Origin of the sequence: Paenibacillus sp. SAFN-054, from assembly GCF_051966755.1 — a bacterium.
Lineage (GTDB): Bacteria > Bacillota > Bacilli > Paenibacillales > Paenibacillaceae > Paenibacillus_AQ.
The window spans coordinates 1-23,938 of sequence record NZ_JBQCKS010000005.1 but is presented as its reverse complement, the minus strand read 5'-3'; the positions used below and the strand labels follow the sequence as shown (position 1 = coordinate 23,938).

Annotated in this window: 25 protein-coding genes and 1 other annotated feature; all 25 genes read left to right on the top strand. The window is 51.1% G+C overall.

Annotation, left to right across the window (positions count from 1 at the left end):
• Positions 1-2: 2 nt before the first annotated feature.
• Entirely contained in the window at positions 3-1,037 is a 1,035-nt protein-coding gene (locus ACTHPM_RS21140; protein ID WP_036713014.1) for a rod shape-determining protein, read from the top strand.
• A 57-nt stretch (positions 1,038-1,094) separates the two neighbouring features.
• Complete coding sequence (gene mreC / locus ACTHPM_RS21135; protein ID WP_440398163.1) at positions 1,095-1,967, top strand: rod shape-determining protein MreC; 873 nt, start codon at positions 1,095-1,097, stop codon at positions 1,965-1,967.
• A complete protein-coding gene (mreD, locus tag ACTHPM_RS21130; protein WP_440398164.1) occupies positions 1,968-2,498 on the top strand; it encodes a rod shape-determining protein MreD in 531 nt (176 codons plus the stop codon).
• A 78-nt stretch (positions 2,499-2,576) separates the two neighbouring features.
• On the top strand, positions 2,577-3,233 hold the full coding sequence (gene minC, locus ACTHPM_RS21125; RefSeq protein WP_440398165.1) for a septum site-determining protein MinC: 657 nt from the start codon (positions 2,577-2,579) through the stop codon (positions 3,231-3,233).
• A gap of 3 nt (positions 3,234-3,236) precedes the next feature.
• Positions 3,237-4,031 carry a septum site-determining protein MinD gene (gene minD / locus ACTHPM_RS21120; protein ID WP_440398166.1) on the top strand — a complete coding sequence of 265 codons (795 nt, stop codon included), beginning with the start codon at positions 3,237-3,239 and terminating at the stop codon, positions 4,029-4,031.
• Between the two features lie 204 nt (positions 4,032-4,235).
• Positions 4,236-4,751: a DUF2179 domain-containing protein gene (locus ACTHPM_RS21115; protein ID WP_440398167.1), complete on the top strand. Its 516-nt coding sequence runs from the start codon at positions 4,236-4,238 to the stop codon at positions 4,749-4,751.
• A 617-nt stretch (positions 4,752-5,368) separates the two neighbouring features.
• Positions 5,369-6,532, top strand: coding sequence for an ABC transporter ATP-binding protein (locus ACTHPM_RS21110; protein ID WP_440398168.1), 1,164 nt, complete (start codon positions 5,369-5,371; stop codon positions 6,530-6,532).
• 1 nt (position 6,533) lies between these two features.
• A complete protein-coding gene (locus ACTHPM_RS21105; RefSeq protein WP_440398169.1) occupies positions 6,534-7,193 on the top strand; it encodes an ABC transporter permease in 660 nt (219 codons plus the stop codon).
• A gap of 47 nt (positions 7,194-7,240) precedes the next feature.
• Complete coding sequence (locus ACTHPM_RS21100; protein WP_440398170.1) at positions 7,241-8,143, top strand: osmoprotectant ABC transporter substrate-binding protein; 903 nt, start codon at positions 7,241-7,243, stop codon at positions 8,141-8,143.
• A 12-nt stretch (positions 8,144-8,155) separates the two neighbouring features.
• A complete protein-coding gene (locus tag ACTHPM_RS21095) occupies positions 8,156-8,854 on the top strand; it encodes an ABC transporter permease (protein ID WP_440398171.1) in 699 nt (232 codons plus the stop codon).
• 168 nt (positions 8,855-9,022) lie between these two features.
• Positions 9,023-9,859 (top strand): peptidoglycan DD-metalloendopeptidase family protein, encoded by an 837-nt coding sequence (locus tag ACTHPM_RS21090; RefSeq protein WP_440398172.1) that lies wholly within the window; start codon positions 9,023-9,025, stop codon positions 9,857-9,859.
• Positions 9,852-10,706 carry a M50 family metallopeptidase gene (locus ACTHPM_RS21085; RefSeq protein ID WP_440398173.1) on the top strand — a complete coding sequence of 285 codons (855 nt, stop codon included), beginning with the start codon at positions 9,852-9,854 and terminating at the stop codon, positions 10,704-10,706. The genes ACTHPM_RS21090 and ACTHPM_RS21085 overlap by 8 nt, the downstream gene beginning before the upstream one ends.
• 106 nt (positions 10,707-10,812) lie before the next feature.
• Complete coding sequence (locus ACTHPM_RS21080; protein WP_440398174.1) at positions 10,813-12,057, top strand: Rne/Rng family ribonuclease; 1,245 nt, start codon at positions 10,813-10,815, stop codon at positions 12,055-12,057.
• A gap of 57 nt (positions 12,058-12,114) precedes the next feature.
• Positions 12,115-12,196 (top strand) — a sequence feature (ribosomal protein L21 leader region).
• Positions 12,197-12,209: 13 nt separating this feature from the next.
• Entirely contained in the window at positions 12,210-12,521 is a 312-nt protein-coding gene (gene rplU / locus ACTHPM_RS21075; protein WP_136608255.1) for a 50S ribosomal protein L21, read from the top strand.
• 15 nt (positions 12,522-12,536) lie between these two features.
• The gene (locus ACTHPM_RS21070; RefSeq protein WP_440398175.1) at positions 12,537-12,881 is read left to right on the top strand and encodes a ribosomal-processing cysteine protease Prp; all 345 of its coding nucleotides are present in this window, start codon (positions 12,537-12,539) and stop codon (positions 12,879-12,881) included.
• A gap of 5 nt (positions 12,882-12,886) precedes the next feature.
• Complete coding sequence (gene rpmA, locus ACTHPM_RS21065) at positions 12,887-13,198, top strand: 50S ribosomal protein L27 (RefSeq protein WP_076174421.1); 312 nt, start codon at positions 12,887-12,889, stop codon at positions 13,196-13,198.
• A 286-nt stretch (positions 13,199-13,484) separates the two neighbouring features.
• Positions 13,485-14,222, top strand: coding sequence for a Spo0B domain-containing protein (locus ACTHPM_RS21060; RefSeq protein ID WP_440421676.1), 738 nt, complete (start codon positions 13,485-13,487; stop codon positions 14,220-14,222).
• 13 nt (positions 14,223-14,235) lie between these two features.
• On the top strand, positions 14,236-15,549 hold the full coding sequence (gene obgE / locus ACTHPM_RS21055) for a GTPase ObgE (RefSeq protein WP_440398177.1): 1,314 nt from the start codon (positions 14,236-14,238) through the stop codon (positions 15,547-15,549).
• 177 nt (positions 15,550-15,726) lie between these two features.
• Positions 15,727-16,164 carry an ACT domain-containing protein gene (locus ACTHPM_RS21050; RefSeq protein ID WP_440398178.1) on the top strand — a complete coding sequence of 146 codons (438 nt, stop codon included), beginning with the start codon at positions 15,727-15,729 and terminating at the stop codon, positions 16,162-16,164.
• A 44-nt stretch (positions 16,165-16,208) separates the two neighbouring features.
• A complete protein-coding gene (locus tag ACTHPM_RS21045; RefSeq protein ID WP_440398179.1) occupies positions 16,209-17,495 on the top strand; it encodes a homoserine dehydrogenase in 1,287 nt (428 codons plus the stop codon).
• 58 nt (positions 17,496-17,553) lie between these two features.
• Positions 17,554-18,624 carry a threonine synthase gene (gene thrC, locus ACTHPM_RS21040; RefSeq protein WP_440398180.1) on the top strand — a complete coding sequence of 357 codons (1,071 nt, stop codon included), beginning with the start codon at positions 17,554-17,556 and terminating at the stop codon, positions 18,622-18,624.
• Positions 18,621-19,589: a homoserine kinase gene (thrB, locus tag ACTHPM_RS21035; RefSeq protein WP_440398181.1), complete on the top strand. Its 969-nt coding sequence runs from the start codon at positions 18,621-18,623 to the stop codon at positions 19,587-19,589. The genes thrC and thrB overlap by 4 nt, the downstream gene beginning before the upstream one ends.
• On the top strand, positions 19,586-20,476 hold the full coding sequence (gene pheA, locus ACTHPM_RS21030; protein ID WP_440398182.1) for a prephenate dehydratase: 891 nt from the start codon (positions 19,586-19,588) through the stop codon (positions 20,474-20,476). The genes thrB and pheA overlap by 4 nt, the downstream gene beginning before the upstream one ends.
• A 3-nt stretch (positions 20,477-20,479) precedes the next feature.
• Positions 20,480-21,364, top strand: coding sequence for a branched-chain-amino-acid transaminase (gene ilvE / locus ACTHPM_RS21025; protein WP_440398183.1), 885 nt, complete (start codon positions 20,480-20,482; stop codon positions 21,362-21,364).
• Positions 21,365-21,788: 424 nt separating this feature from the next.
• Positions 21,789-23,387 carry a hypothetical protein gene (locus tag ACTHPM_RS21020; protein ID WP_440398189.1) on the top strand — a complete coding sequence of 533 codons (1,599 nt, stop codon included), beginning with the start codon at positions 21,789-21,791 and terminating at the stop codon, positions 23,385-23,387.
• Positions 23,388-23,938 lie beyond the last annotated feature (551 nt).

The window sequence follows — 23,938 nt, the reverse complement described above, 5'->3', positions numbered from 1 at the left end:
GCATGTTAGGAAGTTTCACGAAAGACTTGGGAATTGATTTGGGGACAGCGAATACGCTCGTCTATGTCCGTGGTAAAGGAATTGTTGTAAGAGAACCTTCCGTTGTTGCGATTCGTACGGATACGAAAAGCATCGAGGCTGTCGGTGAGTCTGCGAAGAAAATGATCGGACGCACGCCTGGCAACATCCGTGCCATTCGCCCGATGAAAGACGGCGTAATCGCTGATTTCGACACGACGGCAACAATGATTAAATATTTCATCCGTCAAGCTCAGAAACAGCGCTCGATGTTCCAGCGCCATCCGAATGTCATGGTATGCGTGCCGTCGGGGATTACCGCCGTTGAGCAGCGCGCCGTTGAAGACGCGACGAAGCAAGCCGGTGCCCGCGAAGCTTATACGATCGAAGAACCGTTTGCGGCTGCGATCGGTGCTGATTTGCCGGTATGGGAACCGACAGGCAGCATGGTCGTTGATATCGGCGGAGGTACGACGGAAGTGGCCGTTATTTCTCTTGGCGGTATTGTCACGAGCCGCTCCGTTCGCGTTGCGGGCGATGAAATGGACGAGTCCATCATTCAATACATCAAACGCCAGTACAATCTGATGATTGGTGAAAGAACGTCCGAGCAGCTCAAAATGGAAATCGGCTCTGCACTGCCGCTCGAGCAGGTGGAAACGAGCGAAATTCGCGGCCGCGACCTTGTAACAGGTCTGCCGAAAACGATCACCATTACGTCCGATGAAATCAGCGAGGCGCTTTCCGATACGGTCAATGCCATTGTCGAAGCAGTCAAAGTTACGCTGGAGAAATGTCCTCCGGAGCTTGCGGCCGATATTATGGACCGCGGGATCGTGCTTACAGGCGGCGGAGCCCTGCTGCGCAACCTGGACAAGCTGCTGGCCGAAGAAACGGGCATGCCTGTCATCGTGGCTGAGAATCCTCTGGACTGTGTTGCGATCGGTACAGGGAAAGCGCTTGAGAACATTCATCTGTTTAAATCCCGCAGCAGCTCGGCCGTACGCTCGAAACGCTAAGGCCGACTTTTGTGGCTCAACCCCTGATATTGGGAGAGAAATCAGTAGAGTTAGAGGGTGTTGAAACTGTTTAAGCTGCTTGGAAACAAACGCTTATTTGTGATTTTAATCGCCCTTGTCATGTTTATTGCGCTGATGGGTTTCACGCTCGGGCCCAGAGCTACGCTCACCTGGCCCGAGAAGTTCCTCAGAGATACCGTCGGCTTTGCCCAGAATATTTTTTATAAGCCCGCTGGCTATGTAGCGGGCTTGTTTAAAGATATCGGCAATATGCGCGAGACATACAAGGAGAACGAGCGGTTAAAAATCGCGCTGGCGCAGTATACGCGCGAAAAAGCAAATTATAATTTCATAGAAAAGCAAAACAAAGAATTAATGGAAGATCTGAAGTTCACAAGGCAGCAAGAAGGAAAATTTGATTACTCCTATCATATCGCCCAAGTCATCAGCGTTAACACCGATACGGTCAACAAAACATTGGTCATTGATTTAGGAAGCCGCGACGGGGTTAAGGTTGGGCAGTCGGTTATTTCTATAAAGGGCATGGTCGGTGTGGTCAGCCATGTCAGCAATTTCACCTCCACCGTGAAGCTGATTACGACGATGGACGCGAAGGATCCGAACTCTAACGGCATAGCCGTTACTTCCATGAGCAATCACAAAACCTTCGGTATCGTCGAAAGCTATGATGAGGCGTCCGGCATGCTGATCATGAACCAAATCAAGCAGGAGGACCCGATCAAAAAAGGGGATACCATCGTCTCTCTGGGCGATACGGATAAGTATCCGCGGGGCTTGATAATCGGAACGGTGCAAAATGTCCAGGTGAGCAAGTTCGGCAAAACAAAGACGGCTACCATTAAGCCTGAAGCTGAATTCCAGGACTGGAAGCAGCTGTTTGTCGTCTTTACCCCGGAGTTACCGGAGTAAATGATGATTCGCAAGCAAGTTCTCGTGCTGCTGCTGTTTCTCCTGTTCATCCTGGAAGGGGCGATCGTTCCGTGGCTGCTGCCGCCCTCCTGGCAGAACGTCATTAGTCCGAACCTGGTCTTTATCGTCTTGTTATTTGTATCGGTCTATCATCATCGCCATACGGCACTCGTCCTCGGCATCATCTTCGGAATGATCCATGACGTGGTCTACTATGGAGACATGATCGGCACTTATTCCCTTGTCATGGGATTTTCTACTTACATTATGGGTTTTATTTTCCGCGTTCCGCGGGCACCTATGCCGCTGATGATGACGGTCGTCATCTTGGGAAGCCTGCTGTTTGACAGCATGCTTTTCGCGATTTACCGCGTATTCTCGTTAACGCAGGTTTCGTATGACTGGAATCTGCTGCATCATGTATTACCCGATCTTGTCGTCCATTTCGTATTCGGGCTCATTATATATGTTCCTCTCCGCAAGCAGCTTGAAAAGATTGCTAGACGGGAGAAAAAGGAGAAGGCGGCGTAATCCTCGCCCGCCATTTTTCTTTTCCGGCAGGAACTTTGCCACTGGAAGACGAAATGTAATGAGATAGGGGGGACAGGCATGGCAGTAAAATCGAATCATGTCACGATCAAGGGCATCAAAGATGGCCTGGTATTCCTGCTTGACGATGAATGTGAATATGAGGAACTGCTGGCTGAACTCCGTTACAAGCTGGAGCACAGCCATCAAAATATTTTGACCGGCCCCATCATTCATGTGGATGTAAAGATGGGCTCAAGGCGTATTACGGAAGATCAGAAGCAAGACATGCTCGACATTTTAAAACAAAAAGGGAATTTGCTCATCCGTTCTGTCGAATTTCCTGAATCGGAGCCGAAGCAGGCTCCTGTGTACGCGATTATGAGCGGCATGGTGCGCTCCGGGCAGGTGCTGCACCATGATGGGGACTTATTGTTTCTAGGAGACGTGAACCCGGGAGGCAGCATTCTGTGCACGGGAGACATTTATATTCTGGGTGCTTTGCGGGGAATGGCGCATGCGGGGTTTGAGGGCAATGAAGAGGCCATCATCGCGGCGTCACATTTTGCTCCTACACAGCTGCGGATTGCTGAGCAAATCAGCCGTCCGCCGGATGAGTGGGAGACGCGGGAAACCAGCATGGAATTTGCGTTTTTGCAAAACGGAGCGATGCAAATCGATAAAATTAGCAACATTGTACGGATACGGCGCGATTTTAACGTGTTTAAAGGGGTGTAGCACATGGGAGAGGCTATTGTCGTTACTTCCGGTAAAGGCGGTGTGGGCAAGACGACCACATCCGCGAATATCGGGACTGCGCTTGCGCTGCTTGGCAAAAAGGTCTGTCTGGTGGATACGGACATCGGCCTGCGCAATTTGGATGTGGTCATGGGGCTGGAAAACCGGATCATCTACGATTTATGTGATGTTGCGGAAGGACGCTGCCGCTTGAATCAGGCGCTTGTAAAAGACAAACGTTTCGATGAGCTGTATATGCTGCCGGCTGCCCAGACGAAGGATAAAAACGCCGTGTCGCCAGAGCAGGTCAGAGACATCATACTTGAATTGAAAAAAGAATACGAGTACATCATTATCGACTGCCCGGCCGGCATCGAGCAGGGCTTTAAGAATGCGATTGCCGGGGCGGATAAAGCGATCGTCGTAACGACACCGGAAAATGCAGCCGTTCGCGATGCCGACCGAATTATCGGCCTCCTGGAGAGCTCGGATATCGAATCGCCGAAGCTTGTCGTAAACCGCATTCGCCCCAATATGGTGAAAACCGGGGACATGCTGGACATTGAAGATGTGCTGCAGGTGCTGAATATTGACCTGATCGGGATCGTGCCCGATGACGAGTATGTCATCAAAGCCGCGAACAGCGGGGAGCCGACGGTGATGAATCCCGATTCGCGGGCGGCCATCGCTTACCGGAACATCGCCCGCCGCATTCTGGGGGATACGGTGCCTTTGATGCAGCTGGATCAGAAGAAGGGCATGTTCTCCAAGTTTAAAAAGCTGTTTGGTATAGGTTAACCCATACGACGAAAGCCGCTGCTTAGAAGCAGCGGCTTTTTTAGATGGAATAAACGACTCATTAAAGTCAGAGAATGCTTCACCTCTGATCTGACGGGAATGTATAACGAGGCTTCAAATTCGGTTAAGTTACATCATACGGACGTTTTTGACCGGCACAGCCGTAAGGCCATATCAACCAGACCCACAAAGGAGTGAACCGGAATGCTAGGAATTCTTGCATCCATTTTTGTTATTCAAATTATTTACGTCACCTTTTTCACGCTGCGCATGATTTTGACGCTGAAGGGCCAGAAGTATCTGGCCGCGGTTCTCAGCATGTTCGAGATTACCATCTACGTGCTAGGCCTCAGCATTGTCCTGAAGTATGTGAACCAGCCGATCAGCCTTATTGTCTACGCGTTAGGTTACGGGCTTGGCGTGCTTGTCGGTTCCTGGATTGAAGGACGTATCGCACTAGGGTACATTACGATGAAGGTCATCTTGAACGACCCGCAAAGCGATATGGCCAACAGGCTGCGGGATCATGGGTATGGGGTCACATCCTGGATCGGAAGCGGCCGGGACGGACACCGGCTGGTTTTCGAGGTATTGGCGAAGCGCAAAAATCAGAAAAAATTGTATAATTCGATTCTGGAGCTGGATCCCAAGGCTTTTATCGTTGTAACGGAACCCGTCCTGCTTCATGGAGGGTTTTGGACCCGGGGTACCAAAAGATAACATCAGCAGTTCCTTCTATATGCATGGTTCATCCCCAAGCCGAATGGGTAAATGTATTAAACATATTATTGCAGGTATACAGACCTAATCCTTTAGGTGAATGTTGCCTGCATACGCATTTTGCATATATCCATTGGGCTGGGAGAAGCATGGAACAGTGTATTCATGGACATTTAAACTTCTCGCAGATATAGAAGATTGTTGCACTTGAGAGCGCATACCTTTTTCTATAGGAACACGGGCTTGTCCGGCTTGGAATGTTTCGGATGGATGGCATGGATATGAACAGGGTGATTGCACAGGTTCCGGATAGCTTCATTGCATATAAAGGTGGAATTCAAGGTATGTAAGTCAATGCCGTAACGATGACTTTTGGCTTCAAACGTAAGTCCCCCACAGGGCTTCCTCTTTCATCGGTTTACAACCCTAAAATGCGCTTAATCCCATTCCATTTGTTATTAAAGGCCATCTTACTTAGTTTTATTTCCGTTCCTACATAATAAGGCTGCTGCCTTCCGTTAGCTTTGCTGCTTCTTACGCCAGATTTTTGGTTGCCTCATGGATGATATGCCAAATGCTCCGCATAATATGGATAATGCTTGCAAAGGGGCGATTGAATGATAGTACTGGAGCATGTGAACAAAGTTTATGATAATGGCTTTCACGCGTTGAAGGACATTAATCTCGAATTCAAGGAGGGAGAAATTACCGTCCTGATCGGACCGAGCGGCTGCGGCAAATCGACGACGATGAAGCTGATCAATGCGCTTAACACGCCTTCATCCGGCAAGGTGTTGATCGATGGTAAGGATATCTCGGAAATGAATCCGGTTGAACTGCGGCGCAATATCGGCTATGTCATTCAAAGCGTTGGTCTGTTCCCGCATATGAATATCGCTAAAAACGTCGGTGTCGTCCCTCGTCTGAAAAAATGGGATAAAGACAAGACGGATCAAAAAGTGAAAGAACTGCTGGATATGGTCGGTTTGGATCATTCGATCTACAGTACCCGTTATCCTTCGGAGCTCAGCGGCGGGCAGCAGCAGCGCGTCGGCGTCGTAAGGGCGCTTGCGGCCGATCCGGATATTATCTTGATGGACGAGCCGTTCTCGGCGCTCGACCCGATCAGCCGCGAGCAGCTGCAGGATGAGCTGATTCGGCTGCAGCAGGATCTCCATAAAACCATCATTTTCGTGACGCATGACATGGATGAAGCGATCAAGATCGCGGATACCATCATTTTGATGAAAGACGGCGAAGTGGTCCAAACCGGCAGACCGGATGCGATCCTGCGCCACCCGGCTAACGAGTTCGTCCGTAATTTCATCGGTTCGAAGCGTCTGCAGGACGAAAGTGAAAGCACCTACGAAATTCCTTTGGTGGATGAAGTCATGATTACCAATCCGGTCACCGCTTTCCCAAGCAGGGGGCTCGCAGAAGCCATCAAGATGATGGAAATGAAACGGGTGGACTCTTTGCTGATCGTTGATCGCAACAAGCAGCTGCAGGGAGCGGTTTCCATCTATCGGGTATTGGATCAATACGGCGAAGAAGGCAAAACCGTGGCGGACGTGATGCATCCGGTCCGTTTTTCCGTGGCTTCCGGAAGCACGCTTCCGCAGGCGATCGAAATCATGGACAGCCATCAGCTGAGCAACCTCCCCGTCATCGACAGCAACAACAGGTTTCTCGGGCTCATCACAAGAGGCAGTGTAGTTAAACATTTGGCCGAAGTCTATCCAACCATGGTCCCTCCGCTGCCGGACGGAGAGGGTGAGTGATATGAATGCATTCTGGAGCTTCATCACGGATCGATATCCGGATATTTTGAAGGCTTTGCAGGAGCATCTCGTTTTATCCTTCTCCGCGGTCATTCTCGGTACGATCATCGCAGTTCCTATCGGTATTCTGCTGGTGTATAACCGTGTGGGCTGGGTCAACAGCATTGTGTTTTTTATTGCCAACCTGTTTCAAACAGTTCCGAGTCTGGCGTTATTGGCCATCCTGATCCCGCTGCTCGGGATCGGGACGAAGCCGGCCATTCTGGCTCTGCTTTTATATTCTCTGATGCCAATTCTTCGGAATACTTATGACGGCTTCCATTCCGTCGATAAAGGCGTGCTGAACTCCGCGAGAGGCATGGGGTACAGCACCGCTCAGACCATTCTGAGGATTCAGCTCCCTTTATCGCTTCCCTACATTATGTCAGGCATCCGGATCACCACGGTTTATATCATCAGCTGGGCAACGCTTGCTTCCCTGATCGGCGCCGGCGGGCTGGGCCAGCTTATCGTATCCGGACTAGGGGTCAACAAACCGGAGATGATATTTATCGGCGGCATCGGCGCCATTCTGCTTGCTCTAATCGCTGACGGTTTGCTTGGTCTTCTCGAAGGCTGGCTCAGCCGACATTATCATCAGACGCGGGAATCTGCCATATGAGCGGGCTCATTCCGAAACAGCGACCGAGACGCAGAGAGGGAGGCGTGATGAAACTGAAAAGATTACGATGGATAGCGATATTGGCCTGCGCGATCATCCTTGCCGGAATCACTTCGGCTTGCGGGATCCAGAGCCAGGTTACGATCGGCACTCAAACCTATACCGAATCCAAGATTTTAGCCGAAATGTACAGAGCCCTGATTGAAGACCGTACCGGTCTCAGCGTGGATATTATTCCGGATTTGGCATCCAGCTCGCTGGTCATCAATGCGATGGAGCGCGATGATGTGCAAATGGCAACGTTATATACCGGCGAAATTTTCAATAACTATTTTCCGATCAGCGGCACAAAGGACCGGCAGAAGGTGCTGAAGGAAGCTCAGGAAGGGTTTCAGAAGAAATTCCAGTTCACCTGGATGAATCCGCTCGGATTCGAAAATACGTATGCCTTTACGGTGCGCAAGGAACTTGCGGAAGCGAATGGCTATACGAAGATCTCCGACGTCAAGAAAGACATGGCCAACATGAAGCTTGGAGTGGATACTACCTGGCTCGAAAGAAGCACGGACGGTTATCCGGCATTCTCCAAAGCTTATGGCATCAAGTTCGGTCAAACATTCCCGATGGAAATCAGTCTGGTATACAGCGCCGTCGCCAATAAACAAGTGGACATCGTGCTTGCCTACTCGACGGATTCCCGGCTGAAAGCTTACAATCTCCAAACGCTGAAGGATGACAAGCAATTCTTCCCTCCTTATGATGCCAGCCCGGTGCTGCGTTCGGACCTTCTGAAGAAGCACCCCGAAATTGAGGATGCCATCGCGCCTTTAATCGGACATCTGGATGCGGACACGATGATATCCCTTAATTACCAGGTAGACATCGAGAAGAAAAGCGAGAGGGAGGTTGCGCTGGCATACTTGAAGCAGCAGGGCCTCTTGAAAAGCTAAAGGAGGGTAAGCATGGAAAATACACATTTAACGTTTTCGGACTTTCTGTCCTACGTATCCCGTAACAGCGGCATGCTGTGGGAATATTTCATCCAGCACCTGGTGATGGTGGTGATCGGGCTTGGACTGGCGGTGATCGTCGGGATCCCGCTCGGCATTCTTTGCTCCAAAAATAAATGGGCGGCCAAGGTCATCTTGTTCATCACCAACATCCTGCAAGTTGTACCAAGCCTTGCGATGCTGGTTGTGCTTATGCTGTGGCTTGGGCTGGGAACCAAGACCGTAATGGTAGGATTGTTCCTGTATTCGCTCAACCCGATTGCCCGCAACACGTACGTCGGGTTAAAACAGGTGAATCCCAGTTACCTCGAGTCGGGAAAAGGGATTGGCATGAGCGCATTTCAACTGCTCGTTAAGGTGCGGTTTCCGCTTTCGCTGACTTATATCATGTCCGGGCTGCGCATTGCGGCCGTCATCGCGATCGGGGTCGTTACAATCGCGCCGCTTGTTGGCGGAGGGGGGCTGGGACGCGAAATTTATGCGGGGCTGAACAGCAACAACTCGCTGCGCATTTTTGCAGGCGCCATACCGGCTGCCCTGCTTGCCATCGTAGCAGATGTCGTGCTCGGCATGCTGCAGCGCAAGATGGATTTGGCCAAGCGCAAATCCGGCGGTGCCCCTGCTCCGTCTAAAGTGCAAAATATTTTATAATGGGCACTTGCCCTAAAGAAGGACTCCTCCGACGTGAGGGGTTCTTCTTTTTTTATTACTCGTTTTACCGGCTCATCAGCATCCCTGAAGGCTAGAGGCTTGTTCTAAACCGGGGACATCCCCTCATAAAATACGTTAAAAGAACAAGCCTGAAAGGGGAAAACCCACATGGATACAAAATCCTCCATCAAGCAGCGCCGGGAAGAGAGAATCAGGGATCTATTGCTCCGCGAGGATCCGGTCAAGCGGGAGCCGCAGCCCGTTCAGGAGCCCCTCCAGTTGTGGAATAAAGGAAAATTGCCGGAGTCTTTTGCGCCTGAGCCGGATCCGGAGAGGATATGGAAAAAAGAGCATGCAAAGGGCAGCGGCCCGTTTTATCATAAAACGCGTTTCGTTTCGGGCTTTATGTGGAGGGTATTTTTCAGCGTGATCGTATTCGGCCTTATCTGGGGCTTGTTTAAATTCCCGCAGCCATGGAGCATCAAGGCGCAGGATTACGTGATGCAGTCTCTGAACCGCGAGATGGATTTCCAGGCGGCTGAAGCATGGTACGAGTCCCATTTCGGCAAAGCACCGACGTTCATTCCAATTTTTAAGCAAAATCAGACTGATCCTTTGAAAGTGAATGCCTCCAAATCCATGGTTCCGCCGCTGCAGGGAGAAATCGTGCAGGCGTTTGCCGTGAACCTGAAAGGCGTGGAAATTGCTCCAAGCAAAGTTTCAAATGTCCCGCTTGAGGTGAAAAGTGTAGAAACAGGACGCGTCATCGACGTTTCAAACCAGCCTGAAACGGGTATTACCGTAACCATTCAGCATACCGGGAAAATGGTGGCCTCTTATGGCCATTTAACGGGGACAAAGCTGCAAAAGAACGACTGGGTTGAGGGTGGAGATACGATCGGACAGGTGCAGGCCGTGGCGGGTGAGGAGACCCCAACCTTGTTCTTCTCCATGAAAAAGGACGGTGACTACGTGGACCCTGCGGATGTGATCCCTTTTGATTAATATTAGGGGCATTAAACTGTCACTTCATCCCTTTTTCGTCATTCTGATGCTGTTTTCGGTCATTACCGGGCATTTTCTGGAGCTGATCGTGTTATTCACGATCGTGTTTATCCATGAACTTGGGCATTTGACGGCAGCGCTGCTGTTTGGCGTGCGGATCCGCTCCATTCAGATGCTTCCGTTCGGCGGCGTTGTGGAAATGGAGGATCAAGGACAGCTGACGGCATGGAAAGACATGGTCATCGCGCTGGCCGGACCCCTTCAGAATGTGCTCATGATCCTGGCAGCCATGCTGTGCCGTGAGCTGGATCCGGGTGGAGAAGCCTTCATGAACTATGTAATTTATGGGAACATGATGATCGCCCTGTTCAACCTGCTGCCCGTGCTTCCGCTGGATGGGGGCAAGGTTCTGCAGGCTGCGGCCAGCCTGATTTTCCCTTATCACCAAACGCTGCTTTGGTCGTCCAGAATCAGTATCGCGGGGAGCGCGGGCGTCGTCCTTTTCGCGGTGCTGCCGCTTTTGCAGGGGGAAGGGCGTATCCAGCTGAATCTGCTGCTGATCGGTATTTTTCTGCTATATTCCAATTGGATTGATTATCGGCACGTGCCCTACCGTTTCGCGAGATTCCTCATGAGCCGGGAAAGAAGATATGAAAAGGCGCTCCGGACGAGCGCGCATGCGCAGCCGATCATTGCAGATCCGACGAAACATTTGGAGAGTATTTTGCGTCTATTTAAAAGAGAGAAGGTTCATGTCATTTATGTGATGAACAAGCAGGGCAGCCTCGTTGCCATGCTTCCGGAGCAGCGCCTCATTTCGGCTTATTTTGCGGGGCACCATTTATAACATACATCATTGACAATGGGATCGAAATTCAAGTGCAAGCGATACGCTAAAAAAGGGGATTTCATGGTAAAATGGAATGGAAATGTCTTCTAACAGGGGTGAAGCCATGAAACAAATGATAGTTCATTGTGAACCGAAGCAGACGCAGATGGCCCTCATGGAGGAAGGCAAGCTGGTGGAGTTTGCGGTTGAGCGCAGTCATAACCACAGTCTTGTGGGAAGCTTTTATAAAGGACGCGTCGTCAATGTGCTTCCAGGCATGCAGGCGGCTTTCGTGGATATCGGGCACAAGAAGAATGCTTTTTTGTACGTAGACGACGTTCTTCATCCTCATCTGGATAAGCAGCCGAAAGAGAAACCGTCGATCGAGAATCTGCTTCGCGCGGGCCAGGAGGTTGTCGTGCAGGTGATGAAGGAGCCTCTTGGAAGCAAGGGTCCCCGCGTCACCACGCATTATTCCCTTCCGGGGCGCTGGGTGGTATATATGCCGAATGCCGATTACGTGGCGGTATCCAAGAAGGTCAGCAAGGAACATGAGCGCGGGCGCCTCAAAATGCTGGGCGAAGAGATACGCCTTGACGGGGAAGGCATCATCATGAGAACCGTTTCGGAAGAGGAGCACCCGGATGCGATCGCGGGCGATCTCAGTCTGCTGCGGGAGCAGTGGCGGTCAATCCAAAAGCGGGCGGAAGCCTGCAGTGCGCCGTCCCTTCTGCATCAGGATCTGAGCATCGTGCAGAGGTTTATCCGGGATGTGTTTGACCCTCAGCAGGACGAGCTGCAGATCGACAGCGCCAAGGAGGCCAGGGAAGCGGAAGTCTTTCTGGAGGAAATCGCCCACGGCAGCCATCTGCCTGTCAAGGTATATCAGGGACAGGAGCATATATTCAAGCACTTCCGGGTCCAGGAACAGCTGGAGCGGGATTTCGCGCGCAAGGTGATCCTGGAAAGCGGGGGCTCGATCATATGGGATCAGACGGAGGCTCTTACGGTAGTGGACGTGAATACCGGCAAGTACATTGGCGGAGACAGTCTGGAGGATACGGTGACCCGCACCAATATGCAGGCGGCCGAGGAGATCGCCAGGTTGATCCGGCTTCGCGACGTGGGCGGCATCATCGTTGTCGATTTTATTGATATGGAGCAGGACCAGCACCGGCAGGACGTGGTGGACAAGCTGGAGGCCGGAATGAGCAAAGACCGGACGAAAAGCCATGTCGTCGGGTGGACGAAGCTTGGGCTGCTGGAATTGACTCGCAAGAAAGTGCGCGACGATACCGCCATGCTGTTCACGAAACCATGCGATGCCTGCGATGGCACAGGTAAAATAAATCTGCTGGGCATCCATTGACTCGGATAGTCTCTCTATGTTAATATCTATGAGTATGTGTCCGGTATTTATGCTTGTCACATGCTGTAACCGCTCCGGTCGGGTTGTCAAGCGCATGCCTTAGGGCGGCCACCTGGATCAGGCGAGTCTGAGACATGAGGAGGTGCAAGCAAATGTACGCAATTATCGAAACTGGCGGTAAACAATACAAAGTTCAAGAGGGCGACGTATTGTACATCGAAAAATTGAATGCGGGCGACGGCGAAAGCGTGACTTTCGATCGTGTATTGGCCGTATCCAATGACAACGGTTTGGTAGCAGGTACGCCACTGGTTTCCGGCGCAGCCGTAACCGCAAAAGTGGAGAGACATGGCAAAGGTGCGAAGGTTGTTGTATACAAATACAAACCTAAGAAGAACTACCACAAGAAACAAGGCCATCGTCAACCTTACACTAAAGTAACCATCGAAAAAATCCAGGCGTAAGAAGGTGCACTTGATTTGATTAATGTGCGCATACTACGTCAGGAGAATGGCAGCATTCATGGGTTTGAGGTGAAGGGTCACGCGAACTTTGCGAAGCATGGTGAGGACATTGTGTGTGCCGGCGTATCGACGGTCACGGTCGGAACTGTGAATTCCTTGGAAGCTTTAACCGGAACCGTTATGGACAGCAGAATGAACGATGGCTTTTTAAGCGCCTACCTTCCCGTTGACGGGAATGGGGATGCAGGAAGCGGAGTGCAACTGCTGCTCGAGTCCATGGTCGTGATGCTGAATTCGATTGCAGAATCATACGGGAAGTATATTCAAATAAAAGAAGTTATTACTCAAAGAAGGAGGTAGACAACATGTTAAAGTTGAATCTTCAATTGTTCGCATCGAAAAAGGGTGTTGGTTCCACAAAGAACGGACGCGACAGCCAAGCGAAACGTCTCGGCGTGAAGCGTGCTGACGGACAAACCGTTACTGGCGGAAGCATTTTGGTTCGTCAACGCGGAACTAAAATTCATCCTGGTACGAACGTGGGCATCGGCAAAGACGATACTTTGTTTGCAAAAGTGGACGGCGTTGTGAAATTCGAACGTTGGGGCCGCGACCGCAAAAAAGTGAGCGTCTACCCTGTTGATGTCGCTCCGGTAGCGGCAGCAGTGGAAGCTTAAGTTTCACGAAACGGGTTGGATTAACGAGAAGAGCCTTCGGCAGTGCTTGCCGGAGGCTTTTTTTAAATATATAGGCAGGTATGCTATAGGCTCGAAAGCGAATATTGCAAATAGGGCTCTTTTGAGTGGAATATGGCCTTTCCCCGGGCGTCCATCCAGGATCGGCAGCGGCGGGATCAGGAGAATTGCTTTTTTCTTGCAGCTGGTGGATGATCAATCAAGGATAGCTGTGGTATACTGGTAATTGATGTAAGAATGATCGGTGATCAGGAACGGGGAGAGTCTATTGAAATCCTGGAAGACCCTATTGGCTATATTCGCTATATCCGTGGCCGTGCCTTTATTTTTCGTGATTCAATACAGATCGGTGGTTTGGAGCATTCTGCTGGTGCTTTGGGTGGCGGCCGTGTTTGCCGGAGGCTTTATACTGCTTACGCGCCTTCATGAGAAGGAGCAGCAGGCACTGCTGCGAAGCTTTGAGCAGGCGGCGATACGGACGCTGAACCATCATAGGCATGACTGGATGAATGATCTGCAGATCTTGTACGGATACATTCAGCTCGGAAAAATTGATAAAGCGGTTCAATGTGTGGAAAGAATAAAAGAGCGGATGAATCAGGAAAGCAAAATCTCGAAGCTCGGCATTCCTTCGCTCGTGTTCTATCTCCAGTCATTTCGGACATCGGGCAGCAGTCTGGAGCTTGAAATTACGGTGGATCCGGATATTCAGCTGGACAAGCTGAGCCCTGAGGACGGAGCGGACCTGGCCGCGGTCATCATGCAAACCGTTCGTGCTTATCAATATAGCGGTAGAGTATCCTGGGGGGATACGCGCAAACTGCTGCTGACCCTTCGGCAGGAGGATACGGACGTGATCGTGAGCTTTGAAGAGGACGGCTCCATGGGAGATCCTGAATTATTAAAGCAGCAAATTTATAAAGTGGTACAAGGCAAGCGAATGAAAGCGGAGCAGCTTCATCCCTCCCAGGCTTCATTTCAGCTGCGCTTGCCGTGTGAGTCATGAGGAAGGTGAATTCATGTTTGTAGATAAAGCGAAGATTTACGTCAAAGGCGGAGACGGCGGAGACGGTCTCGTCGCGTTCCGGCGGGAGAAATACGTTCCTGAAGGCGGGCCGGCCGGCGGAGACGGAGGAAAAGGCGGAGACGTCATTTTTCGGGTTGATGAAGGACTGCGGACGTTGATGGATTTCCGCTACCAGCGGCATTTTAAAGCAGACCGCGGTGTAAAGGGACGGAATAAGAGCCAGCATGGCGCTAATGCGGAGAATATGATCGTGCGGATCCCGCCGGGCACCGTGCTGATCGATGATGACACAGGCGAGGTGCTGGCGGATATGGTACGCCATGGCCAGCAGATTGTCGTCGCCCGCGGCGGACGCGGCGGACGCGGCAACACCCGTTTCGCCACACCGAAAAATCCGGCGCCGGAAATTGCCGAGAACGGTGAAGAGGGCCAGGAGCGCTATTTGCTCATGGAGCTTAAAGTAATGGCGGATGTGGGGCTCGTGGGCTTCCCGAGCGTCGGCAAATCGACATTGTTGTCTGTGGTTTCGGCGGCTGAGCCAAAAATCGGTGCCTATCATTTTACGACAATAACACCGAATCTGGGCATGGTCGAGGTCGGGGATGGCCGCAGTTTCGTGATGGCCGATTTGCCGGGACTGATTGAAGGTGCTCATGAAGGCGTAGGTTTGGGACACGAGTTTTTGCGGCATGTGGAGCGCACGCGGATTATTATTCACGTCGTCGACATGGCGGGATCGGAAGGCCGTGACCCGTTTGAGGATTGGGAGAAAATCAATCAGGAGCTCAAGCTTTATAACGAAGCGCTGGCCGAGCGTCCGCAGATAGTGGCAGCGAACAAGATGGATATGCCTGAAGCGGAAGAAAACCTAGCCCTGTTCCGTGAACAGGTGCAGAAACTGAGACCGGATATTGAAATCATGCCGATCTCTTCTCTTACGCGCAAAGGTGTTCAGGAGCTTCTTTACCGCGCGGCGGACATTCTGGATGCGAACCCGCAGGAGACTCATGTCGAGGAAGTCGCCGAGACGAACGAAAGAAAAGTATACAAGCTGGATAAGAAGGACGAAGACAACGCATTTACCATTACGCGGGATAATGAAGCTTACGTCGTGCACAGCGTGAAGATCGAGCGGATGCTGAAACGGATTCAAATGAATTCGCACGAGGCCATCCTGAAGCTTGCGCGTACGATGCGCCATATGGGCATCGATGACGAGCTGCGCAAACGCGGAGCGGTGGAAGGCACCATCGTCCGGATTGCCGATTTCGAATTTGAATTCGTAGAAGGCAGCAGCTACTATTAAATCGAAAAGCCGTTTAAGGTACGGTTATGTACCTTGGGCGGCTTTTTTGTACATAGACAGCGTAAGCGCTTCCTTGGATTTCGCAGGATAAAAAGGCTGAAATCTATTGACCCATCCGGCACATTTCTTTATAATGTCCACTATATGAATACATCAGTCTTTGAGGAGAGGACGTTCGTGAAAGAACGCTATTATTTGGTCCGTGAAGATATTTTACCGGAAGCCGTGGTCAAAACCATGCAGGTAAAGCAGCTGCTTGCGGCCGGGGACGCGAAGACGGTGCATGAAGCTGTGGAGCAGGTTGGGATGAGCCGCAGCGCCTTTTACAAATATAAGGACGGCATCCACCTGATCAACCAGCTGGAGAGGGAGCGGATTGTGACGATCTCCATCGATATGGAGCACCGCTCCGGCATGCTGTCCAAAGTACTTAGTCTCGTTGCGGGATTTGGAGGGAACGTGCTGACCATACACCAAAGCATACCCTTACAGGGAATTGCGAATGTGGTCATATCCGTTGAGGTATCCAGAATGAGCGATGAGCTGGGTGACATGCTGGAAAGCCTTCGGGATTGCGCCGGCGTCAAACGCGCCAATCTGATCGGTCAAGGCTAACAAGAAAGCAAGAGAATGCATCATACGAAACGGGAGGTATGGGAATGAAACCGGTAAAAGTGGGATTGTTGGGGCTTGGCACCGTAGGTACGGGCGTCGTAAGAATCGTGGAGGGGCATCAAGAAGATTTGAGCAGTCAGGTCGGCTCTCCGATTATTATCGAGAAACTCGCCGTCAAGAACAGCGAAAAGGCCCGCAGCATCCAAGTGGACAAGAGCAAGCTTACAGAGGATCCGTGGGAAGTGATCCGCGACCCGGAAATCGACGTGATCGTCGAGGTGATGGGCGGAATCGACGATACCAAGGCATACATTCTGGAGGCGCTCGAGCGGGGCAAACATATCGTTACCGCCAACAAGGATCTAATGGCGCTTCATGGCTCGGAAATTCTGGCTAAAGCCCAGGAGAAGCAGTGCGACGTATTCTATGAAGCGAGCGTTGCCGGTGGCATTCCGATCATCCGAACGTTGATCGAGGGCTTCTCGTCGGATCGGATTTTGAAAATCATGGGGATTGTGAACGGCACGACGAACTTTATTTTAACGAAAATGAGCCAGGAAGGCGCCTCCTATGAGAGTGTGCTTGAAGAGGCTCAGAAGCTTGGTTATGCGGAAGCGGATCCGACGTCTGATGTGGAAGGGCTGGATGCCGCACGAAAAATGGCCATTCTCGGCACGCTGGGCTTCCGTACGAACGTAGAGCTGAAAGATGTCAGCGTTCGCGGCATCTCTCAGGTATCCAAAGAAGATATCATGTACGCCAAGCGTCTTGGATATGAGATGAAGCTGCTCGGCATTGCCGACCGGGAAGACGATCATGTCAGCATCAGCGTACAACCGACCATGGTGCGCAAGGGTCACCCGATCGCATCCGTGAATGGCGTATTCAACGCTGTCTATGTATATGGTGAAGCGGTGGGCGAGACGATGTTCTACGGCGCCGGAGCAGGTGAAATGCCAACCGCGACGTCCGTGGTAGCGGATCTGGTTGCCGTGATTAAAAACCTCAAGCTGGGCGTCAACGGTCTGAAGGCCATTGTTCCTTACAAGCCGAAGAAGCTGAAGAATGACGAACAGATTTCCTTCAAAAACTTCATTCTGCTTCATGTGGATGACAAGGCGGGCGTGCTCGCCAGGATTACCCAGGTATTCGCCGAGTTTGGGGTCAGCCTGGAGTCGGTTGTGCAGCAGCCGAACGAACTGAATCCGGAAGCGGAAATCATTATCGTGACGCATAATGCGACTAAAGCGAGCATGGATAAAGTGCTCCAGCATTTCGAAGGTCTGTCGGTCATCCGCAAAATCAAGAGCGTATACCGAGTAGAGGGTTAACTCATATTGTTATATTTCCCATTCATCTCTATATATAAAGCGAAAAGGAGCCATACCCATGTCATACCAAGGACTACTTCAAACGTACAAATCATACCTGCCAGTCAATGAAAACACGCCACTCCTTACCCTGAAGGAAGGCAACACCCCGCTGATCCGGGCGGAGAATCTTTCGGAGGAATTGGGACTTGATCTGTATTTCAAATATGAGGGATTGAATCCGACCGGGTCTTTTAAGGACCGCGGCATGGTCATGGCCGTTGCCAAGGCGATCGAGGAAGGCAGCCGGACGATCATGTGCGCATCCACGGGCAACACCTCCGCAGCGGCGGCGGCGTATGCAGCAAGAGCCGGCTTGAACTGCATTGTGCTCATCCCTAACAACAATATCGCGCTTGGCAAGCTGGCTCAGGCGATGATTTATGGAGCGAAGGTAATCGCCATCGAAGGCAACTTCGACCGTGCTTTGGAAATTGTCCGCGAAATTACGGCAAAGCATCCGATCACCCTCGTGAACTCGGTCAATCCGTACCGGATCGAAGGGCAGAAGACGGCAGCGTTCGAAGTGGTCGACCAGCTTGGTAAAGCCCCTGACGTACTGGCCATCCCAGTCGGGAACGCAGGTAATATCTCGGCTTATTGGAAAGGCTTTAAGGAATACCGCGAAGCAGGCAAAGCTTCGTCTCTGCCGAAAATGGTAGGCTTTGAGGCGGAAGGCGCGATGGCCATCGTCAAAGGCGAGCCGATCCTGGAACCTGAAACCATTGCAACGGCGATCCGCATCGGCAATCCGGCCAGCTGGACAACGGCTGTGGCAGCGGCAGAGGAATCGGGCGGACAGATCAATTATGTAACGGATGAGGAGATTTTGGCTGCTTATCGCATGATCGCTTCCCGCGAAGGCGTATTTGCGGAACCAGCTTCCGCAGCTTCCGTGGCGGGCGTGCTCAAGCTGAAGCGCGAGGGCTATTTCCAAGGCGGCGAATCCGTCGTCTGCGTACTGACAGGCAACGGCTTGAAAGATCCGAACGTCGCTCTCAAAACGGTAAATGCCGATCCGCTCGTTGTTCCTGACACGGAGGCGGCCGTCATGGAAGCGATCGCCAAGCTGGAAGAGGCCGGGGCATGATCAAACCGGATGGCGTATGCGTAAGAATACCGGCAAGCACCGCGAATCTCGGTCCCGGCTTCGATACGCTCGGCATGGCCCTGTCCTTGTACGCATGGATCGGCATGAAAGCTTCGCAGGAGACGGTGATCCGGTTATACGGAACCGAGATGGAAGGAATACCGACGGACAAAAATAACCTCGTGTATAAGGTAGCCCAAATGGTATTCCGCGAAGCGGGAGTGCAAGTGCCTGAGCTTGAAATCGCCATGTACTCGGAAATTCCGCTGACGAGGGGGCTTGGCAGCAGCGCTTCTGCCATCGTTGGCGCCTTATTTGCAGCGAATGCATTGATTGGTTCGCCTCTCTCGCAAGCGAAGCTCTTTGATATGGCGAGCGCTATGGAGGATCATCCCGACAATGTCGGAGCTTCGCTGTTCGGCGGGCTGATTACGGCGGTGTGGGACGGCGAGCGGGCGGATTATATCCGTCTCGAGCCTCATGGGGATTTGGAAGTTCTCGTTGTGATTCCCGATTTCCAGTTGGCGACCTCCGATGCGAGAAAAGCGCTGCCAGCGCAGCTGGACCGCAAAGATGCCGTATATAATATCAGCCGATCCTCGCTTCTGGTTGCCGCGTTGGCCCAGGGCAGATTGGATATGATCAGCAGAGCCATGTCGGATCGTCTTCATCAGCCGTACCGCGCCAAACTGGTACCCGGAATGACGGAGATTCTGGAACAAGGTGTGAATCACGGAGCCTTAGGCGTTGCGCTTAGCGGTGCCGGACCAACGCTGCTTGCATTGGTTGACCGGTGCTCCGACCGGAAAGAGGAACTGAAGTCATACTTTTTGAATACGATGAAGGCCGAGGGCATTCGCGCATCTGCATGCTGGCTGAATCCGTCCCTCGAAGGGACCCGGCTGATCGGCAGTATGCCGTCTGGCTCATTCTTGGAATTCATTAAAGGGGAAGTAAAAGCATGATACGAATTGCATTATTGCCTGAAGGGTCGGTGTCACACGAGGCTGTCGCCCAATTGCTCGGAGATGAACCGGTAGAATTGGTGTACCATAAATTGATCTCCGACGTGTTCCTGTCAACGGTACATGGCAAAACGGATTATAGCGTCATTCCTATTGAAAATACGATCGAAGGCTCGGTGAGCCTTCATATGGATTGGCTTGTTAACGAAGTGGATATTCCGATGCAGATTGAATGGGTGTATCCATCGATTCAGAATCTGATCGGAGACCGCGAAGAATTCATCTCGGAATCCGGGGAAGTCGACTTTTCGCGGATCCAGACCATTATGTCTCATCCGGTGGCAATGGCTCAATGCCAGCAGTTCATCCGCAAGCATGCTCCGCAGGCGGAGCTGGTGAACGCAGGCAGTACCACGGAAGCCGTCGGAATCGTGAAGGCTAATCCGGGACAAGGGCTGGCTGCTGTCGGAACGGCGCTTGGCGCTGCCACGCATAAGCTGGACGTACTGGCTGAACGCGTGACCGACCATGACAACAACTACACGCGCTTTATTTTGATCGGCAAGGAGGAGCTGCCCAAGCTGCCGAAGCCGGTAAAGCAGATGAAGACGAGCGTTCTGGTTACGCTCCCTGAGGATTTTGCCGGAGCACTTCATCAGGTGTTAGCGACATTTGCATGGAGAAGGCTGAATTTGTCGCGCATTGAATCCCGTCCAACGAAGAAGAAGCTGGGCAGCTACTATTTTTATATCGATGTTCTGGAGTCCGTGGATTCGGTCCTGTTGACCGCAGCGTTCGAGGAAATTGAAGCGCTCGGTTGTCAGGTTCGCATTCTCGGGTCTTATCCAAGCTATACGTATCAGGAACTCATTTCGGAGGTGCTGTAGTTCATGTCAGAGCAATGGATCTATTTGGATGGCGAATATGTAACCAAGGAAAATGCGAAAGTATCCGTTTTTGATCATGGTTTCTTGTACGGGGATGGCATCTTTGAAGGAATCCGCATTTATCAGGGCAATATCTTCAAATGCGACGAGCATCTGGAGCGTCTCTACGACTCCGCAAAATCGATCGATCTGGTTATTCCGCTCTCTTTTGAGGAAATGCGCGAAGCTATGGCGGAAACGATCCGCCGCAACGATATGCGAGACGGGTATATTCGTTTGGTCGTGTCCCGCGGAGCAGGCAATCTCGGACTGGATCCGAGACGCTGCCCGAAACCGACGGTCCTCATTATCGTGGAGCAGCTGGCCATTTACTCGGAAGAGGCTTACCTGAAAGGTCTGCGTGCCGTTTCCGTTTCTCAGCGCCGCAACTTGCCGGATGCCCTGAATCCGAAGATCAAATCTTTGAATTACTTGAACAACATCCTGGTGAAAATCCAGTCCAATCTTGCAGAAGCAGATGAAGCGATCATGCTGAACGCGCAGGGATATGTGACGGAAGGCTCCGGCGACAATATTTTCCTCGTCAAAAAAGGTGTCGTATACACGCCTCCATGTTACCTGGGCGCGCTTGAAGGCATTACGCGCCTGGCCATTATCGAACTGTGCGAGAAGCTGGGATATCCACTGAAGGAAGTACCGTTCACCATGCATGACGTGTATATAGCCGATGAAGTATTCTTCACAGGGACTGCTGCCGAGGTTATTGCTGCCCGTGAGATCGACGGACGAGTCATTGGCGAAGGACACGCAGGCCCCGTCACGTTGAAACTGCTCGAAGAGTTCCGCAAAGCGGTAAGCGTAGACGGCTTCAAGGTATGGGAATCGTAAAATAATAGCCCGGCACAAACGCGTTGGTTACCGAAAAATCCTTTCATGACAAGCTCATGAAAGGATTTTTTTGTCATTAGGGATGTCATCCGCCTATCCTGTGCATAAGATGTAGTAACGAAGGCGGACGATTTATGCGCCTATAAGAAGTTTAGGAGGTAATTGCCGCGTGAAGATACACATCGTAAAAAGTGGTGACACTTTATATGAGCTTTCCAAAAAGTATGATATCCCTTTGCAAAAAATAATCGACGCCAATCCGCAAATTTCCGACCCGAATGAGCTGAAGATCGGACAAAAGGTGAAGATCCCTTCCGAGCCCGTTCAAGTGCCAAGCAATGATCAAATTATCCATAAGCATGTCGTCAAACAAGGGGATAGCCTCTGGAAGCTGTCGAAAGCATGGGGAGTTTCTTTGAAAGAGATGATCGATGCCAATCCCCAGCTCAAGAATCCGAACGCCCTGCTGGTGGGCGAAGTCGTTAACATTCCCAAAACCAGCGGAAGCCAGAACTCCAATGAAAATGCAAACACGAACGCAAACGTCAATGCACATCCAGACAAGGTTCTTCCTGGAGGGAAAGCTTACACAGGTCCTAAGGAAGAAATGACTGCTCCGAAGGAGGAGATGACCTCTCCGACCACTATAGAGCCGCCACAGCAGCTCCCTGAACTGCCGAACCTCCCGAATATTATGCCCGAAATGATGCTTCCGAATCTCCCGAACGTGATGCCTAATACGTCTAATATGATGCCTGAGGCTAACGTAATGCCCGAAATGATCAAGCCTAATGAGATCCCAAATGTGATGCCGGAGATGACCATGCCGAATATCATGCCGAACGTGATGCCGGAGATGACCATGCCGAATATCATGCCGAACGTGATGCCGGAGATGACCATGCCGAACATCATGCCGAATGTGATGCCGGAAATGACAATGCCGAATATCATGCCGAATGTGATGCCGGAGATGACCATGCCGAACATGAAACCGAATATCATGCCGGCTACAGAGAATAAGCCGATGGAAGTTCTGCCTATAGCAGAAGAGCCTTGGGGTTGTGATGATAAGTATTCTGTGGGTAGTGCCCACCATCCGTTTATGCAATTTCCGACTCCTGCGCAAGAAGTGGGCTCTTTTTACAGCATGCCATGCGGTGATGAGTTGCAGGCGGAACATACTTACGACAACATGCCTTATTCGGGAAAATCATCTCATTATCCAGGTATCGTCGAGAGCGCGGAGGACGTCGATTATTTGCCGAATCAATCCCTGGTAAGTCCTTATGCTCAAGCACCCGGCGGAGGACTGGGAGGTCATCATTGGGAAAACCATCAGTCCCCGGTGCCGTATGAACCCCAAATGCAGTCTCCTGCAAGCTATCATCCTAATCAGCCCTACCAACCTTCGGGCGTTTCGCCGATGTATTACGAGCCTGTTCAAGCCCCATATCCTCCTTATAACCCATGTGGCTGTTCGGGTGTTTCACCGGCATATCATGCGCCAGAACCCGTTTATGAGGAACCGATGTACTACCACCCGGGGGGTTATCCGCATTTTGCGCTTCCGCCATGGTGTTATCCATACCCTGGTCCTATGGTAAGCCCTTATGGAACAGCACCGAATTCCCAGCTAGCTGCTTATGGCCAGGAACCGAATATGCCATATCATGAAGCCAACAAACCTTACCATGATCCGAACGGTCCATTTCCGGGTTGGGGAGGCATGGGGTATCCCCATTGGGATCGGACCCAGGCTTATGCCTATCCGCCACAAACTGCGGAGACTGTAACGGAACCGACGGCCACAGTGAATATGGCGCAGGGGACAGAAGCTTCTTTTCATACGGTAGAGACAGATGAAAAAAACGAAGAACCCGTCAAGGATAGCGTCCAAAATGTTAAAACTTTAAGCAGCAGTAAAAACAACACAACGCCTTCACGAGAAAAGAGTGAGCCGAAGAAGCCAAAGAAGCAAATGACTTCTACAAAGCGCAAGAATCCATGGATTAAGGGTTAACACTTTCAAAGATGTTGGTTGAATTCGAAAGCAGGCGTACGTGCGTATGTCTGCTTTCATTTGTTTTTCGACATGTAAAAGCGGGGGAGAGCTTTAACTAAAAGAATTTTTAAAAATTGCTTGCTGAATAACCTGAATATATGTTATATTATTATTCCGGCCAAGAAATCTAGTAAGTGCCGACGGGTTTGAGAGAAAAAAGATTTTTAAAAAAAGCTTGTAATTCTCGAAAAATCATGGTATATTATAAAAGTTGCCGCTGAGATGCGGTGATGAGTGAAAGAGAGCTTCGAAAGAAGCTTGAAAGAATTTGATCTTTGAAAACTGAACAACGAGTGAGATACAGGTTTCGGTAACGAAACCGACCGCGAGATCATCCGGTTCATGACAACTGTCTGAATGGATTATTGAGCAAAACAATGAGATGTAACATATCGTCAGTTTCAAAATGAGCGAATCGCTCTTTCGAAGATGAAGATTGAAAATGATCGACTCAGCCGAGTTTGACCCATTTTCAATCGGTCGACCAAACTTCGTTTGGTCTTTCTTGG

What these genes read in the sequence shown, in the direction of transcription:
- minD (WP_440398166.1), top strand. Translation starts at nt 3,237, where the DNA reads ATGGGAGAGGCTATTGTCGTTACTTCCGGTAAAGGCGGTGTGGGCAAG.
- ilvE (WP_440398183.1), top strand. Translation starts at nt 20,480, where the DNA reads ATGTCAGAGCAATGGATCTATTTGGATGGCGAATATGTAACCAAGGAA.
- ACTHPM_RS21110 (WP_440398168.1), top strand. Translation starts at nt 5,369, where the DNA reads ATGATAGTACTGGAGCATGTGAACAAAGTTTATGATAATGGCTTTCAC.
- ACTHPM_RS21105 (WP_440398169.1), top strand. Translation starts at nt 6,534, where the DNA reads ATGAATGCATTCTGGAGCTTCATCACGGATCGATATCCGGATATTTTG.
- ACTHPM_RS21020 (WP_440398189.1), top strand. Translation starts at nt 21,789, where the DNA reads ATGATCGATGCCAATCCCCAGCTCAAGAATCCGAACGCCCTGCTGGTG.
- obgE (WP_440398177.1), top strand. Translation starts at nt 14,236, where the DNA reads ATGTTTGTAGATAAAGCGAAGATTTACGTCAAAGGCGGAGACGGCGGA.
- ACTHPM_RS21090 (WP_440398172.1), top strand. Translation starts at nt 9,023, where the DNA reads ATGGATACAAAATCCTCCATCAAGCAGCGCCGGGAAGAGAGAATCAGG.
- rpmA (WP_076174421.1), top strand. Translation starts at nt 12,887, where the DNA reads ATGTTAAAGTTGAATCTTCAATTGTTCGCATCGAAAAAGGGTGTTGGT.
- ACTHPM_RS21080 (WP_440398174.1), top strand. Translation starts at nt 10,813, where the DNA reads ATGAAACAAATGATAGTTCATTGTGAACCGAAGCAGACGCAGATGGCC.
- ACTHPM_RS21100 (WP_440398170.1), top strand. Translation starts at nt 7,241, where the DNA reads ATGAAACTGAAAAGATTACGATGGATAGCGATATTGGCCTGCGCGATC.
- mreD (WP_440398164.1), top strand. Translation starts at nt 1,968, where the DNA reads ATGATGATTCGCAAGCAAGTTCTCGTGCTGCTGCTGTTTCTCCTGTTC.
- thrC (WP_440398180.1), top strand. Translation starts at nt 17,554, where the DNA reads ATGTCATACCAAGGACTACTTCAAACGTACAAATCATACCTGCCAGTC.
- rplU (WP_136608255.1), top strand. Translation starts at nt 12,210, where the DNA reads ATGTACGCAATTATCGAAACTGGCGGTAAACAATACAAAGTTCAAGAG.
- ACTHPM_RS21095 (WP_440398171.1), top strand. Translation starts at nt 8,156, where the DNA reads ATGGAAAATACACATTTAACGTTTTCGGACTTTCTGTCCTACGTATCC.
- minC (WP_440398165.1), top strand. Translation starts at nt 2,577, where the DNA reads ATGGCAGTAAAATCGAATCATGTCACGATCAAGGGCATCAAAGATGGC.
- ACTHPM_RS21115 (WP_440398167.1), top strand. Translation starts at nt 4,236, where the DNA reads ATGCTAGGAATTCTTGCATCCATTTTTGTTATTCAAATTATTTACGTC.
- pheA (WP_440398182.1), top strand. Translation starts at nt 19,586, where the DNA reads ATGATACGAATTGCATTATTGCCTGAAGGGTCGGTGTCACACGAGGCT.
- ACTHPM_RS21045 (WP_440398179.1), top strand. Translation starts at nt 16,209, where the DNA reads ATGAAACCGGTAAAAGTGGGATTGTTGGGGCTTGGCACCGTAGGTACG.
- thrB (WP_440398181.1), top strand. Translation starts at nt 18,621, where the DNA reads ATGATCAAACCGGATGGCGTATGCGTAAGAATACCGGCAAGCACCGCG.
- ACTHPM_RS21140 (WP_036713014.1), top strand. Translation starts at nt 3, where the DNA reads ATGTTAGGAAGTTTCACGAAAGACTTGGGAATTGATTTGGGGACAGCG.